Consider the following 17106-nt stretch of genomic DNA (forward strand, 5'->3'; position numbering starts at 1 on the left):
AGAAGTTCACGGTTGCCGATACCCAGCTTACGCTGGACCATCTCGCGCTCGGCTTCTCCACCGTCAACATGACCGCGAGCCAGCGCATCACCGCGAACAACCGGAACACTTTCTCGGTCTATCAAAGCGGCACAAGCGCATCCACCTACGCCGGTGGCAATCTCAATCTCATCACGCCGCTGCTGACAGGCGAGGGGTCCTCGATCAACCGCATCGCCGCCGGCGGTGCGCTTTCCCTCACGGCTCCCGCCGGATCGACCGCGGCCAGGACGGATGTGATCGGTGCCGAAATCGGCCTCAAGGGGCAGACCGTCTCGATCGCCAGTACCATCGCGCTGCCGAGCGGCAAGCTGACCGTCGAGGCCGACGGCAATCTGATGCTCACGGACAATGCGCGCATCGACGTTGCAGGCCGTGAGATCACGATGATCGACGTCAAGAAATATAGCTGGGGTGGTGACGTCACGCTCACCAGCAACCATGGCGACGTGACGCAGGCGTCGGGTGCGGTGATCGATCTCTCGGCGACCAACAACAACGCCGGCACGCTCACGGTTTCGGCCGTCGATGCGACGGCTGGCAGCGTCACGCTGTCCGGCTCGATCTTTGGTTCCGCCACCGGCACATATGATGCGGGCGGCACCATCGTTCCGTATCTTGGTGGGGAAATCGATATCCATGCCCAGGCGATCGCGGACTTCGTTGGCCTCAACCATCGTCTGAGCGACAGCGGCGTGTTCGGCGCGCGCAGCTTCCAGATCAAGAAGGAAGGCACCAATCTCGTCATCGGCAACGAGCTGAAGGCGAACAGCATCGACGTCTCGGTCGATGGCGGCAGCCTCACAGTGGTAGGCCTGGTCGATGCCAGCGGACCGCAGGTGGGCTCGATCCGTCTCTCCGCGCGTGACGGGCTGACGCTCGCTTCCAACGCAGTGCTGGATGCGCATGGCACCGACTTGCGTGTCGACAGCTATGGCCAGCCGATTGATGCGGCGAACCGGGCAGTCGTAGACCTCACCAGCGGGATCGGCGACCTCGTGCTGTCACCAGGCGCCACCATCGATCTGCGTTCGGCGGACAATGTCGCGCGCGGCACGCTGACCTTGAACGCGCCCCGCCGTGGCGGCGTCGGCGGCACCGGCGATGGCGCCAACGACATCGGCATCAGCGCGGGCGGGCCGCTCGGCATCCGCGGCGCGAAGAGCATCGCCGTCAATGGCATGCGCACTTATACGGATGCGCCTTCGCGCGATCCCGGCGCCGACGGCAAGCCGCTCCAGGCTATCACGCAGGCCTATCTCGATGGCATCCACGCCCAGAGCACGGCGTTCGTCGATGCGGCGATCGCGAACGGCAATCTTCAAGGCCGCCTTGCGGGCCTGAAGGCCTATACCAGCGCATTCCATCTGCGTCCGGGTGTCGAGATCGCCACCGCAACGGCTGATGGCAATCTCGTGGTGGAGGGCGACCTCGATCTTTCCGGATACCGCTATGCGAGCCTCAATCCGAACACGCAGAAGACGGCGGTCTACGGCTCCGGCGAGGTGGGCACGCTGGCGGTGCGCGCCGGCGGCGATATTCTGGTCAATGGCAGCATCACCGACGGCTTCGCGCCGCCGCCGAAGACGAACACGCCGGACGACAATGGCTGGCGCGTCACAGGTATCCTGACATCGGACGTGGTGGCCTATTCGGGGACGCTGCAGGGAGGAGTATCCGGGACGACGACCATCATTCCGGCCAATCCGAACAGCACCTTTGTCACCAACTTCGATTTCACGGTGCGCCAAGGCACGCAACTGCGGCGCGGCGTCCAGGTTCCTTTCGCGTTTGAAGCGGCCGTCGGAGTTGTCGTACCGGCGTGGGCCGCTGCGGCAGGCGGATGGACCGCGACAGCCAACATCTACGATGCGTCCGGAGCCGTTCTGTTCAGCGTCGGCCAGCGGGTCAATATCACATTGCCTGCAGGAACGCGGTTCGCGGCCGGCACGGTTTTGCCATCCACCGACCAGGCGACCATTGCTGGCAGCCTGACGATCCGCGCGACGGTCGTGACCAAAGGCTCGCCGCTGAATGTCTTCGTCTCAAACCTCTCGCTTGGCGCGCCGGTCGTCCTGAACCCCGGCGATGTGTTGCCGGTCGGGACCAACCTGAACGGCGCAACCGTGCAATTGCGTCCCACTGGTCCCGATGGTGCGCAGGGCAAGATCTACGCGATCGCCCCCATGCTCGCGGCCGGTTCTCAGTCGTGGTCGATGCGGATCGTGAGCGGCGCCGACACTACGGCGGCAGACAACCGGATGCTGAATCTGGTGGGCACCGGCGACATGGTGCTCAACGATCTGCATTTCAGCAACCCGACGCTTTCGGCGCTCGGGATCAGCGTCATCCGCACCGGTACCGGCGACCTCGACCTGCGCGCCGGCGGCGATTTCCAGATGAAGTCGCTCTACGGCATCTATACGGCCGGCACGCAATCGGCGGATGTTGGCCCGAACGGCAGCGATCCGTTCAACCTGCAACGCGGGTTCATGGTCAACAATTCGCGGGTTGGCACTTCGGTGTTCGACTCGGCCAGCGCTGCCTATGAGTGGCTGGTGCGCGGACCGTCGAGCGTCTATCAGGCCTGGTATCCGATCAATGGCGGCGATCTGGCGCTGACGGTGGAGGGCAGCGCCACCGGATTTGCGATGCGTAACACCAACGATGTCGGCAACTGGCTGTGGCGCCAGGGGGGCGATATTGCCGGTCAGCCCACCGCCTGGTGGATCAACTTCGGTACCTATACCGCCCCGTTCAGCACATCCACCGGCACAGCCGTCGCGGGCGGCGTGAAAGGCTTCACCGGCCTCGGAACGCTGGGAGGCGGCAATATCGATGTCGCCATTGGTAGTGACGGCGGCATCGTGGCGCCGATCGGCTCGTCCACCAGTCCGGTCAGCCAGGCCTTGAACATTGCCATCGGCGGCACTGGCAGGGTGACGAGCAATGGACTGGTGCAGACCGGCGGCGGCGATCTCCGGCTCAGGGTAGGCGGCGGGCTCAACCCGTTCGATCCCAATATCAATTCTTCCGGAAGTGCCTTCCCGAACTGGAGCAACAGTGGCGGCGTGATCGCCAACCTCCGCGGTTCTATCGATGTCGATGCCGGGGCGATCGGCCGGATTGATCTGAGCTACGGCTTCGTCAACGGCATCAACGTTGACCCGCGTCCGGTGGACCCGGATGTTGCGACCTATGGGCGCTCGTCCGGCGGCGTGGTGCTCGCGCTCGGCGATGCGACGACGACGCTTTCATCGCGCGGCGACTTGGTCCTGGCGCAGGCCGATGACGCCGGCCGTGCAGAGATACCAAACACGACGCCTTACAGCGTCACGACTGCTGGTGTGACGACCTCCTATCAGGGCGGCGGCAAAACCTCGTTCTCGCTTTGGACGGATCGCACGACGGTCGATCTGTTCGCGGCGGGCGGCAATCTCACGCCTGTCACGGCACGGTCCACTGACTATCCCGCCACCCTGCGGGCGGTGGCGGCGGAAGGCAGCATCTATTACGGCGGTCCGCGCGACAACATCAATCCGGCGGTGACGTCGCTGGTCCTTGCACCGTCGGCTCGCGGGCAACTGGAGATCCTGGCTGGCCAGTCGATCTACGCCGCGGGCATGCCGATCAGCATGTCAGGAGCGGACCCTTCGGTGATGCCGACGCCGTTCCATCCCGCGTTCTACGGCTACACGACATCCAATACCCGAACCAACAGCAACCTCAGTCCTGACGGCGACGGCATCGCGAGCCTGTACACCTTCGGCGGCAACACCATCACCACCGACCTCCATGCCGGAGACGATGTTCCGCAACGCTTCTACGCGGTCGAGGGCGATATCGTCGGGCTTCGCACCGGCGAGATCATCGATTTCTGGCGCAACACAAACACCAGTTCGCGGAAGTCGTTCAATAGCGGGTATATCGCGGCGAAGCCCGTGCGCATTATTGCGGGCCGCGACATTGTCGGCGCGGGCGAGAGACCGTACACGATCAGCAATGGAGACCCGTACTACGCGAGCAGCAGTCGCTATGGCGTCTTCTCGCGCGGCAATATCGTTTATCATGCCAATGAGACCGATGTGTCGATCGTGCAGGCGGGACGCGACATCGTCTACGCCAATTTCCAGGCCGCAGGCCCGGGCACACTCGAACTTACGGCTGGCCGCAATATCTATCAGGCCGACCAGGGATCAATCACCTCGAGGCGCGCTGGCGCCCGGCGATACGCGCCTCGGCGCCAGCATCTTCATGCAGGCCGGCATGGGCGCGAGCGCGCCCGACTATGCGGCGCTCGCCAGGCTCTATCTCAACCCAGCCAATCTTGCCACGGCCGGCGTGCCGCTGGCGGACCAGTCCGGCAAGGTCGTCAAGACCTACGAGAACGAGCTTGCAGCCTGGCTGAAGGAGCGTTTTGGCTTCGCCGGAACTGTGGCCGAAGCGGCCAAGTACTTCGAGGGATTGCCGTCGGAGCAGCAGCGCGTGTTCCTGCGGACCGTGTACTTCTCCGAACTGCGCGAGGGTAGCCGCGAGTACAACGATCCGAACAGCTCGCGTTTCAACTCTTACCTGCGCGGCCGCAACGCCATCGCAACGCTGTTCTCCGAACCGCCTGCCGATGGCGGCACGCCGAGACCGGCGGGCGACATCATCATGTTCGGCGGCGCCGGCGTGCGCACGCAGTTCGGCGGAGCGATCCAGATGTTCGCGCCGAACGGCCAGGTCATCGTCGGCCTCGAGGGCCAGGTGCCGCCTGCGACGGCGGGCGTCGTCACGCAGGGTACGGGCAATATAGAGATGTATTCGCGCGGCTCGGTCCTGCTCGGGCTGTCGCGCATCATGACTACCTTCGGCGGCGACATTCTGGTCTGGTCGGCGGAAGGCGACATCAACGCCGGCCGCGGCTCCAAGACGACGATCGTCTACACGCCGCCGAAGCTCGTCTATGACAACTACGGCAGCATCACGATCTCGCCGAACGTGCCGTCCACCGGCGCCGGCATCGCCTCGCTCAATCCGATCCGAGGTCTGAAATCGGGCAGTATCGACCTGATCGCGCCGCTCGGCACGATCGACGCGGGCGAGGCCGGCATCCGCAGTGACGCCAACGTCAACGTCGCCGCGCTCCAGATCGTCAACGCCGCCAATATCTCGGCGCGTGGCTCGACCACCGGCGTGCCGACCGTTCAGGCGCCCAACATCGGTGCCTTGAGTGAAGCCTCGAATGTGGCGGGCGCGGCGGCACAACAGGTAGCCGTTCCGCAGCCGACGAATGCGAGTGAGCAGCCGTCGATCATCATCGTAGAGCTGCTCGGCTTTGGTGGCGGCGATGGCGAACCACCGGCCAATGGTGGACAGGATCGCCGCCGGACTCCCGACCGCCAGAGCTACGACCTCAACAGTCCGTTCCAGGTTCTCGCGGTGGGCCAGGTGACGAGCGATCAGTTGGCGGAACTGGCGGCTGAGAAGCGACGGCTCGCGGGGCAGCGATAGCAACACATGCGACGTCAACAATTCATGCGGTTGGCTGGATCAGGGAGGAAGCGGCGGCAGCGCAGCTGGTGAGGCCCGAAGGTCTCCTGCAACACGCAATCTGCGGGGACACGAAGGCGGCCGCCAACGCAGTGCTGGGGGATGTCTATCGATCGTGAGGGGCTCGCTTGAGGCGAGCTGTAACGCTGTCGCATGCGCGGCGGCGAACGGTACCCGGCGGCGCCAATTCGCCGGGTGGAGCTTTAACGTGCCGGCGCGTCCGGACAAGGTGAAGAGAAGAGAGTAGACGATGTTCGAGACGAAGGTCACAGGAACCAAGAGCAGAGTCCTGTCGCGACTCTGGTTGGCGTTGCAGGGATCGACTGCATTGGTTGCGATGTTGGCGACGGTGTCCATCTCCAGTGAGGCGCAAGCGCAATCGGCGTGGATCGGCGGCAATGGTGACTGGAGCGAGGCAGCCAAGTGGAGCGCCGGTGTGCCGGATGCGACCACCAATCCTGCGGTGATCGGAACGGGCGCCGCCGGCACTGTGACCATCAGCGATACCCGCGACGCGCGGAACATTCAGGTCGGTGGCGGCAGCACGCTGCAGATCACAGGCGGGGGCGTGCTGAATACCACGCCGTCGGACACCACCAACTCGATCAACACCATCGGCCTCAGTGGCATCGGCAGCGGCACAGGCACCCTGCTGATCGACGGCACAGGGTCGGCATGGAATGCCGGCAGCGCCGGTGTCCGCGCGGGCAATGGCGCGACCGGCACCATCACGGTGTCGAACCACGCGCAATTGAACATGACCAATGGGCTGATCTCGATCGGCCTGAATGCAGGCGGCTCCGGCACGCTGAACATCGACAATGCCACCGTCATCAACAATGTCGGCGCGCTACGGCTCGGCTACAGTGGCGCGACCGGCACCCTGAACATCACCAATGGCGGTTCGCTCACCACCTCCAACCTGAACAGCGTCGGCGTGAGCAACGCGGGTAATGCCGGCACCGGCATAGCAAACATCTCCGGTACGGGCTCGATCTGGACGATCACCGCCGGCACCCCTGGCGCTGAAGGCAATCTCGACATCGGCAATGGCGCGGGCGCGCACGGCACGGTCACCGTTTCCAACGGCGGCAAGCTCGACATGCAGAGCGGATATCTGACCGTTGGCCTGAATGCAGGCGGCACAGGCTTGCTTATCATCGACAATGGCACGGTCGCCAATCAGGGTGGAGCGCTGCGCCTCGGCTACAATGGTGCGACGGGCACGATGCAGCTCCTCAACGGAGGCAAGCTGACGACGACGGGTCTCAACACGATCGGTCTGACGGCCGGTGCAGGCGCCGGCAATGGCACCGCGACCATCACCGGTACGAATTCGCTCTGGACCATCACGGGCGCCGGAAGCGATCTCGAGATCGGAACGGGTGCAGGCAGTGCCGGAACGCTGACGATCGATGGCGGCAAGGTGGACGACCAGGCCGGAGCGGTTCGCCTCGGCTATAATGGCGGCGCCGGCACGCTGAACATCCGCAATGGTGGCACGCTCTCCACCGCAACGCTCAACGCGGTTGGTCTCAGCGGCGGCGGTGCAGGGACGGGCACCGTCAACATCGGCGGCGCGGGTTCGAACTGGACCATCAAGGCAGGCGACCCCGCCAATCCGAACGACGACGGCAACCTCAACATCGGCAGCGGCGCCGGTGCGCGCGGCACAATCGCGATCACCGATGGAGGCAGGCTCGCGCTACTCGACCTGACGGCGATCCGCATCGGTTACAATGGTGGTACCGGCACCGTGACGGCTGCGGGCATGGGCTCGCTGGTGGAGAGCGCGGGTGGTCTTGTTGCCGGTCAGGGCGCAGGTTCGACCGGAACGATAGGACTGTCCAATGGCGCAGCGTTGAAGGTTCACGCCAACGACCTCATCGTCGGCTTCGAATCGGGCACCGGTACGCTCACCGTTGCCAGCGGTAGCTCGGTGGTGACTGATCGGAAGACCATCATCGGCAACGAAGGCGGCAAGGGCACCGCCACCATCGACGGCCAGGGGACAACGCTGCGGGCCAACGGCATCATCGTCGGTTCGCTGAGCCCAGCCAATATCGGCGTGCTAAGTGGCACGAGCGGAGCGCTCGTCATCAGCAACGGCGCAGCGGTGGCGTCCTCTGCGGAAATCGGCGTCGGCGTCAACAGCGGCAAGGGGACTATCGAGATCGCGAGCGGCGGCCAACTCAATGGCACCTATCTGTTCCTCGGCGTCGATCATGCGGACTCGAAGGGCGCGCTGACCATGTCGGGCGGGGCGCAGGCAGGCTTCACCAATGACGTCGAGGTCGGGTGGAACGGCGGTACCGGTGAGGCGACAATCACCGGCCAGGGTACCAGGCTGGTCGCGGCTGGCAGGATCGTGCTTGGCGACTTCATGAACGGCAACAACACGACCGGCACCATGACGGTGGCCGATGGTGCAGCCGTCAAGGCCAGCGGGATCTATGTCGGCGGCTTCTACAACGGCGTTGCTGTGCTCAACATTGGCGCGGGCGGAGCGGCCGGTACGATCGATGCACCGATCTACATGAGCGGCGCGGCTGCAAAGCTCAACTTCAATCACAACGATACAAACTATGTCTTCGCCAACGCCATCAACGATACGCCCTATGGCTATCCGAGCGCGGCGAGTTCGGTGAATTTCATCGGCTCGGGCAGGACGACGCTGACGGCCGTCAGCAACTACACGGCGGCAACGAACGTCGCTGCCGGCGAACTCGTCATCGCATCCGGCGCGACGATCGCGAACTCGGTGCTGACCACGGTCAATGCGGGCGCCACGCTGAGCGGCGCCGGCTCGGTTGGTAACGTGAATATCGCGAGCGGCGCGACGATCGCTCCCACAGGCATGAGCACGCTGACGGTGAAGGACATCACTTTCGCCAGCGGCTCCATCTATCGGGTCGGCATCAATGCCGCGGGGCAGAGTGGACGTATCGCTGCCGGCACCGCTACTCTGAGCGGCGGTACCGTTCAGGTCAATGCGGGGGCAGCCGACTATGCGCCGGGCCGCTACACGATCCTCTCGACCGCCGGCGGCGTGACAGGTCAGTTCAACGGCGTTGTGACGTCGGATCTGGCGTTCCTCAATACGGCGCTCGACTATTCTGACTCCAAGAAGGTCGATCTTGCGTTGACGCGCAACAGCACGTCTTTCGTCTCGGTTGCGCAAACAGCAAACCAGCGCGCCGCTGCGGGAGGGATCAACAGCCTCGGCGGCGGTAACCCAGTCTACAATGCCGTGGTGGGACAGAGCGCTTCCGGCGCGCGGATGGCCTTCGATGCATTGTCGGGTGAGGCGCACGCCAGCAATCAGGCCGCGCTGATCGAGAATTCGCTCACGGTGAGCGGCATCATAGGCAATCGCCTGTCGCAGCCGTTCGACGGCGCGAATGCGCTGTCGCCCGTATCCGGCATGAACAGTTATGCCGCGATCGAAACTGAAGCCCTGGGCTATGCTGCTGGCAAGAAGCGCGATCCGAGCGATCCTCAGTGGCCGATGGCGCGCAAGGCACCGGTCATGCCGTCGCCGGTCGTGTATACGAATTGGGCGCAGGGCTTTGGCAGCTGGATCGATCGTGATGCGGACGGCAACGCGGCTGCGTCCACAAGCAGAACCGGCGGCGTGCTGTCGGGTATCGACGCGACGATCAACGGCACGTGGCGTATCGGTCTCGCCGCCGGCTACAGCCAGACGGAGGTGCGCGTCGGCGATCGCGGATCGTCGCTCGAGACGGACAGTTATCATATCTCCGGATATGCGGGTGCCCGGCAGGGGGATTTCGGTGCGAGCTTTGGCGCCGTATACAGCTGGAATCAAATCTCCTCGACGCGCAACGTGGCGTTCCCGGGTTTTGCCGAAACGCTCAAGGCTGGCTACGACGCTGGCTCAGCACAAGTGTTCGGCGAGGTGAACTATCGCTTCTTGGCTGGACCCGCCGCGCTCGAATCGTTCGCTGGACTGAACTACATCAATCACCATACCGACCGGTTCGGTGAGACCGGTGGCAATGCGGCGCTCGCCTTCGCCGCGCAGGATCGGGACGTGACCTTCTCGACGCTGGGCCTGCGGACGTCGGCCTACCTCGGAGAGAGCGATGGCAACACGTTCATTGCACGCGGTACCGTCGGCTGGCGTCATGCCTTTGGCGACATCGGCACTGACCTGTCGGCGTCATTTGCCGGCGGGTCTCCATTCACCGTTACCGGCGTACCGATCGCCATCGACGCTTTGCTGGCGGAGACGGGCTTGGACATGAATATCCGGGAAGACGTGACGCTGGGCCTTTCCTGGTCAGGACAGTTCGGCGACGGCGCCAGCGAGAACCGACTGAAAGGTCAGCTGGTCTATCGTTGGTGATCGGACTGGCGGTTGGGTTGGCACCGCACGGCAAAGGCCCCCTTGCAGGGGCCTTTGACTGCTGGAGGTTGAGGGCAATACCGTCAGGGTCAATCCTGACATCCGGACAACGATCGTCCGTCGATCATTATTGTCGAGTTCTTGGGTTATGGCGGCGGCGACAAATCGACGCCTGCGCCCGCCGGACGAAGCCGCAGCCGGGCCGGCGAAATGTCGGAGTCGGTGGTCGCGCCTTCCGCAACCACATCGATGCCGTGCGCAGGATTGAGCCCGTCTGACACAGACGACTGACGAACGCCAAACCTGCAATAAAAAATAGAAAAAATTCGATTGTCGTTCGATCTCGCCGACCATTATTGTTCAACCAAGGGATGTGGGGGCTTTCCGGCGTATCGGCATATCCGAAAGCGCCAGGAGTCGTGGTGAGCCGACTTCGATCGGGCATTTGCTGGGTGGTGTGATGGAAGGCCCGCACGAGATGCGCTTTACGCAACTCATTGGATGAAGCAAGGACAGTGATGTCGAAGCAAGACTCCATCGCTATTTCCAGGCCTGTCGGCCGGGATAGAACGCGCCAGGGCGAGCAGGGGTTCACTCTTGTCGAAATGCTGGTCGTCATCGCCATTATCGGCTTGATCATGGGACTGGTCGGTCCGCGCGTGTTGAGCTATCTGAGCGAGTCGAAGGTCAAAGCGGCGAAGATCCAGATGCAGAGCTTCGCGAGCGCGCTCGACCTCTTCAGTCTCGATACCGGCCGTTACCCATCGACGGCGGAGGGCCTGACAGCCCTCGTGCAGCGGACGCCGGGCGTCGCCAGTTGGAATGGTCCTTACCTCAAGAGCGGTGTCGTTCCCAATGACCCGTGGAGCCATCCCTATGTCTATCGTACGCCCGGCGAGCGCAACGCATACGATATCATCTCCTATGGTTCGGACGGTCAGGAGGGTGGCAGCGGGCTCGCCGGAGACATCTCCCTGAACAAACTGACGAGCGCCAGCAACGAGTGATGTGGAGCAGCCTGCATTCGTTGTCGTTCTCTCTTCGGACTGAATGTCGAGCCCGGCAAGCTACCGATCGCCGGGCGACGCCGGCGCGGCGCGACGTCCCGGTCGATCGGTCATGATCGCACCCATGGCGCGCAGGTCGTCGGGCGTCAGCCACGCGATGTCGTGAGCGTGCGTCGTCACCATCTGCCCGATGACGCGTGGCGACACGCCGAACCCGCTCGCGATGCGTGCCATTGCCATGGTCGCCTCCTTGGTCTGTACGGTTTCGTGGCCGAACTTGTCGGACACGCCGTGGACGCCGATCGCGGCGTCGTAGCTCGCGAATTTCTCTATTCCCGCCGCGAACACGATGAAGCAGGCCGAGGTGCAGCGCGACCCGGCCGCGACAATCGTCGGCAGTTTCGCCCTGCGGATCAAATTGGCGAGCTTGACTGCCTCGGCGAGGCCGCCGCCCGGTGAATCAAGCCGCACGGCCGAGATCAGGCGGTTGCTGTCGTTGGCGGTCTTGATCAGCGCTTCGGCAGCCTCCGTGTCGCCCTCCGCCATGTCGCCGCTGAGCGCGATGATGGTGACGTCATCCTTCAGTGTTACGCTGTTCAGCTCGGCGGAGGAAGCCGCCGTGCCGACGACGGCCGCCCCCAGGAGTCCCAGCATGGATGTCCGCATCGCCATGGCGGCTTCAGCCCTCGTTTCACTTGCGTGCGATCGGCGTCGGCGCCGCAGCCGGCGCGTCGAAGGTCGTCGGTGCGCGCCGCATGCTGTCGAGGCGCTCGCGGAACTCCTCGGCGACCACCTGGGCGTCGTGGCTGTTGCGCACGAGCTTGGTGGTGACGAAAACGATGATCTCCGAGCGGTTCCTGGTGTCGCTCTTCTGGCCGAGCAGGTCGCCGAGATATTTGATCTGGTTGAGGCCGGGCAGTCCCGACACCGTGCGCTCGTCGTCTTCCTTGATCAGGCCCCCAAGCAGCACGGTCTGGCCGTTGCTGGTGCCGACGGTGGAGCGGATGCGCCGCTGCGAGATGGTCGGCGTCAGGTTCTGAGCGTTGAAGCCGCCGGGATTGACGACATTGGAGACTTCCTGCTCGATCTCGAGCTCGATCGATCCGTTCGGATGCACATGCGGCAGCACTTTCAGGATGATGCCGGTGTTCTGCCGGCTGATGCTGTTCGTCACGTTCAGTCCGGTGATGGTGCTGCCGGTCGAGATCGGCACCTGGTCGCCGACCTCGAGGATCGCCGGCTCGTTGTCGGCTACCACCAGCGACGGCGCTGACAGCACCTTGATGGTGGTCAGGGTGGAGAGTGCGTTGAGGATCAGCTTGGGGTTGGCTTCGGCACCGAGCAGCAGGTTGAAGCCAGGCAGCACGCGTGCGAGCAGAGCCGTCTGCGCCGCCGATTGCGCGGCGTTGAACAGGCCGACCGACCCTCTGTCCTGGCCGAGGTTTGCGTTGCCGCTGGTCAGATAGGCCTGCACGCCATACTGCAACTGGTCGGTCAGCGTGACCTCAGCGACCATGGCATCGACAGCGACCTGCAGCCGCGGCCGGTCGAGCGACTCCAGCGCCCGCTCGATCACGAGATAATCTTCCTGGTTGGAATAGACCATGATCGCGTTGGTCGACCGATCGGCGGTGATGCGGACATTCTGAAATACGCCCCGCGGCATGGCGCCGGGCCCTGACGCGCCGAGCCCCGCGGCATCCTGGTCGTCGTCCTTGCGATCCGAGAGGCCGGCTTGGGTCGCACCGCTGCGGCTCGCGTTGTTCGAATTGTCGGTGCCGCCCTGGGTGGTCGTGCCCTGATTGTTGCTGTTGCTGAGCGTGCCGGTGCCGAGCGAGTCGAGCCGCGATGTCGTTCCGCTCTGTCCGGGTGCGGTCGTACTCGTCTGACTGTCCAGGCTGCCAGACTGCGAGGAGCGGCCGACGAACATCTCGTTGAGGATGCGGGCGATGCTGCGCGCGCTGCCGTAGCGCAGGCTGTAGACCCGCACCGTGGTGCCGGTCGGGTCGGAACGGTCAAGCCGGCGGACCCATTGCGTCGCGCGCTCGAGCACCTTGCTGTTCTTGCTCACCGCCAGCACCGCGTTCATGCGCGACACCGGCTGGAACTTGATCACGCCCTGTCCATTGCCGCCTTCGGCGGTGTCGAAGACCTTTTCGAGCTCGCGGATCATGGTTTCGGGCGCGGTCGACTTCAGCGGATAGAGCCCGACCGATTGATTGCGCAGCCACTCCACGTCGAGGGTCGCGATGACGCCGAGCGCGGCCTGGCGCTCGGAGGTCGTGCCCTGGACCAGGAGAAGATTGCGCGTCTGATCGGCGCGCACGGCGCCTGGACGCGACAGGAAATTCTCCGCGGTCTTGGCGATCGCCGCAGCTGAGACGTAACGCAGCGGCACGATCGAGACGCCGTAGCCCGGCTGTCCGCCGCCGAAGCTCGCCGCGCCCGCGCCGGCGGCTTCCGGCAGCGGTACGACCCTGATCAGCTTGTCTTCGCGCAGCACCGCGACATTCGACATCCGCAGCACGCTTTCGAAGATCGGCAGCACATCCTTGCGCGCGATCTTTTGCGACGACGCCAGAGTGATCACGCCCTGCACGCGCGGATCGAGCACGTAGTTCAGTCCGAGGCCGTCGCCGAGCACCGATTTCACGGCCGTCGGGAGGTCCGCGTTGTCGAAATTTATCTCGACGCCGCCGCCTTCGGCCGCGAGATCGCCGTCCGCGACCGAGGCGACACGCGCCGACGCGTTCACTTCGCGAGAGGACGGCGCCGGCGTGAGATCCTGCTCGACGCCGGGAAACACCATTGGCTGCATCGAACGGCCGGGCGCACTGCCGCCCGACGACGATCCGCCGACCGGACCGGTCCAGCGCGCGCGCAGATCAGCGTCGCGGATCGGATCGGTCACGGGATCGCGACCCGGCAGATCGATGCTCTTGTCGATCATGCAGCCGCCCAGAAGGCCGCCGATTGCGAGCCACACGCCGGCCATGGCGCCAAGCGACGCCGCGCGCGAGAGACGGGACCGTTCGATCAACTGCACGATGGCTCTCCCTTGTACTCTCCGGCTGTGTCCGCCGCGCTCGTGTCAATGCGCATCGCTCGCCGCATTCCACGGACGATCGGCGGGTGCGACGCTGCTACCGGCGAGCTCCTCGACCTCGTTGAGCAGCACCCCGGCGCTGTCGATCAGCGGGCGGGCCGTGGCCGGGTTGACCGGCCGGCGCGCGAACGATGCGGCGTCGAGCACGGCCTTCATCTCGCCCGCCAGCGCATCGCGGGTGGCGGTGATGGCGCCGATCGCACGGAGATAGCGTTGATAGCTCGTGTCGCTGCCCTTGATCGCCTGGGTTGCGAGCGCGAGGCCATTGCGGCCGAGCTGTCCGAGCGGATCGTTGAGGCTCTTGTAGGCGCGGGCGAGTGCTGCATATGTCTCGCGGCCGCCTGCGAGCCCCGGCGGCAGTGCATGGGCCTCCAGCAGGTCCACCAGCACGACGCCGTCGTGGACGTAGCTGTCCGCAAGGCCGAGCAGGGCGAGCATTGTGGGCCGCAGGTCGGCGTGATGAGAGCGGATGTCAGCCGTCTGCCCAAGATGAGCGACGCCGGGGCCGGCGATGGCGAACCAACTCGTGCCTGCGATCTGCGCCATGTCGCCGCCGACCCAGGCCACGTCCGGATCGATCGCGACGCAGGCCGGCGGGGCGGCGCAATCGGCGCGGCTCGTTGCGGTGCGGTTATTGTAGTCGGGATCGCCGAACATGATGAAGTGCGGCGTGCGCGCCGGGCTTGCGGTGACCATGTGCATCAGCTGCAACTGCGCGCGATCGGCGAGCATCGCCGCGAGCCGGTCGGTCTTGCCCGTGATGGGATTGAGCGCGGTGAGCTTGCTTGCGTCCTGTGCCAGCGTGCGCGTCAGCGGATCGGTGGCAACCGGATTGCCGTGAATGTAGAAGGCCGGCGCGCTTCTGGCGCGCAGGTCGAATGCCGTGACGTTGCGGCGCTGAGTGACGAGCAGCCGGTCGATGAACGCGTCGATCGCGCCGTTCGCTCCATAGCTGCACGGCAGGCTGACGCCGTCGCACTCCGGCGGATTCGGCGGCCCGCCGACAAAACGGTTGTTGCCATCAGGCACCACGATGAACAGCGTGTTGTGCGCGGTCATGCCGCCAGCCGCCAGCCGGTCGATGAACGCCTTGAACGCGGCATCGAAGGCGGCGAGCCTTGCGACGTAGTCACGTTCGCCGGGACCGAAGCCGCGCCGGCGTACGGCATTCGCTGCCGGCCTGTGCGCATCGCCGATCGCGACATAGACCACCGGCACGCCGGCCTCCAGCATCGTCGCGGCGTAGCCAAGAGACTGCGCCGCCGTTGTCTCCGATGCGCCCGGAAAACCCGGATGGCCGGCGTCGTCGGCGATCACGTCGCCATGGATGTCGGTGACCGCGCCATTCGGCGAGATCACGGGCTGCACATGGCGATGGCCGAACAGCGCGCTAAAACCGGAGTAGCCGCCTGGCTCGTCGGGCAGAAGATCGGGCCGTGCATGGGCGTTGCTACACAACATGCTGCCGCGCGCGCAATGAATGGCGACGCCGATGAGTTCTGCGCGCGCCTTGGCGGGATCGCCGGCCGCGGCGCGCGCCTCCGACGCCCCGAGCACGGTCGTGACATCGGCGATGTCCTGCAGCGTCAGCCCCGTGGTCGCGAACGCGCCGACGTCGCAGCCCGCGCGGGTGAAAGGCACCCACGGCGCCGGCACCGTCTTGCCGGTGTCGGCGAGCATCAGCGGCTTGCCGTCGCCGCCGCCCGCGGTCCAGTAAGCGAATGCACTGGCGAAGCCGACGCGGCCGTCGCTGCGGAACGTTCCGAAGTCGTCGCCGATCGGCACGCCCATACGGTCGCCGTGCAGGCCGGTCAGAACGGTGAGAGTGTCGGTCGCCGTCTGCGCCAGCGGCGTGGTGTGATGGTTGCTGCCGATGGTGCCGTTGCTGACGAGGAAGTCGCGCAGATGCGGCATCTGCTCGAGATCAGACGGAACGTTCGGGTTGTCGCGGCGCAGGTGTACGTTGTCGAGTTCGATTTGCACCACGCGCGCGATCGTGCCGCCGCGCGCCTGCAGCGCGCATGCCGCCTGTGCCTGCCCGAAGCCGCATTCCACGATGAAGCCCGAGGCCATGAGCACGGCGCCGAGTGCGAGCGGCGCAAGGCCGGCAGGAATGCGACTCGTACGCATGACGCCACGTCTCTACTGTCGGTCTCTTCGGTATCGAAGTCTTCGGTTTTGGAATCTTCGGAGTCGATTGAAGCCTCAAGCGACGGCAAGATGCCGTCCGCTTTGACGCGCGGAGTGTGTGCGGCTTCGATGACGCGGTTGTAACGGGGCGTCCATATCCCGCGCATGGCGAGAATGCCGCGTTGTGATTCGTGTTCACGGATTTGACGCAAACACTTTACGCAGACACGCAACGCACGACGCGTTCATCGATGACTTGCAACACGCCTTCGCGTGATGCACCTTGATTGTCGCACGCGCTGATGACGGTATGTCGAAGGCCACGCGGGGATCGCACATGAAGAGACGCAGGGATGGCAGACGCAGGAGCGTCTCGCGCCGAGTATCGATCGCGCTTGTGCTTTGCCTGTGCGCGTCGCTTGCACGCGCGGCGGAATCGCCTGCAAACGGCGACGTTGCCGTCAGCAATCCGGTCGAGCTGCAGCCGTTGCCCGAGCTCGCCGTGACGCGCGACAAGCCGCTGTTCTCGCCGACGCGGCGGCCGCCGCCCAAGCCCGTCGCGCCGGTGGCGCGGCAGGAGCCGCCACCGCCACCTCCGCCGCCGCCGAGTGTGGTGGTGTTAGGCATCATCAGCGAGAACGGCGATGGCCGCGCCGCCATCCGCGCCGGCGGTAACGGCGACAAGGTGACGCGGGTGCGCGCCGGCGATGACGTCCGCGGCTGGAAGGTGGAGCGGATCGAGCCGCGCCGGCTGGTGCTGACCCAGGGCGAGCGCTCGGTCGATTTCGCGCTGTTCACCGGTGCGGCCAAGGCCGCGAAGACTCCGGAACGGCGCGTCCGTCAGACCAAAGCTGCCTCTCCAAGTGACTGAATTGATGCCGATTTTCAGGCAGGCCGCAGCTGGCGGTTGCGGCTCTCCC

7 protein-coding genes are annotated in these 17106 nt (G+C 65.1%); 4 read left to right on the forward strand and 3 right to left on the reverse strand.

The features are described from left to right. Window positions 1-4305 precede the first annotated feature (4305 nt). The 3 genes from K288_RS54140 (at window position 4306) to gspG (ending at window position 10950) form a co-directional block, all read left to right on the forward strand. Entirely contained in the window at window positions 4306-5535 is a 1230-nt protein-coding gene (locus K288_RS54140; RefSeq protein ID WP_201449689.1) for a filamentous haemagglutinin family protein, read from the forward strand. 289 nt (window positions 5536-5824) lie between these two features. Further along, on the forward strand, window positions 5825-9943 hold the full coding sequence (locus K288_RS0116470; RefSeq protein ID WP_084799622.1) for an autotransporter domain-containing protein: 4119 nt from the start codon (window positions 5825-5827) through the stop codon (window positions 9941-9943). A gap of 518 nt (window positions 9944-10461) precedes the next feature. Then, complete coding sequence (gspG, locus tag K288_RS0116480) at window positions 10462-10950, forward strand: type II secretion system major pseudopilin GspG (protein WP_051334569.1); 489 nt, start codon at window positions 10462-10464, stop codon at window positions 10948-10950. Window positions 10951-11010: 60 nt separating this feature from the next. On the opposite strand, the gene K288_RS49605 is transcribed toward gspG, so the two are convergent. Genes K288_RS49605 through K288_RS45705 form a run of 3 tightly spaced genes read right to left on the reverse strand, consistent with a single transcriptional unit; the run spans window position 11011 to window position 16186 of the window. Next, window positions 11011-11622, reverse strand: a complete 612-nt coding sequence (locus K288_RS49605; protein WP_027580550.1) for a hypothetical protein — start codon at window positions 11620-11622, stop codon at window positions 11011-11013. 19 nt (window positions 11623-11641) lie between these two features. Then, the gene (gene gspD / locus K288_RS0116490; RefSeq protein WP_152535557.1) at window positions 11642-13996 is read right to left on the reverse strand and encodes a type II secretion system secretin GspD; all 2355 of its coding nucleotides are present in this window, start codon (window positions 13994-13996) and stop codon (window positions 11642-11644) included. Window positions 13997-14041: 45 nt separating this feature from the next. Further along, window positions 14042-16186, reverse strand: a complete 2145-nt coding sequence (locus K288_RS45705) for a hypothetical protein (protein ID WP_064737327.1) — start codon at window positions 16184-16186, stop codon at window positions 14042-14044. A 337-nt stretch (window positions 16187-16523) separates the two neighbouring features. On the opposite strand from K288_RS45705, the gene K288_RS49610 reads away from it, so the two are divergent. Next, on the forward strand, window positions 16524-17057 hold the full coding sequence (locus tag K288_RS49610) for a hypothetical protein (RefSeq protein WP_152535558.1): 534 nt from the start codon (window positions 16524-16526) through the stop codon (window positions 17055-17057). Window positions 17058-17106 lie beyond the last annotated feature (49 nt).

It is taken from the genome of Bradyrhizobium sp. Ai1a-2, assembly GCF_000426245.1.
Lineage (GTDB): Bacteria > Pseudomonadota > Alphaproteobacteria > Rhizobiales > Xanthobacteraceae > Bradyrhizobium.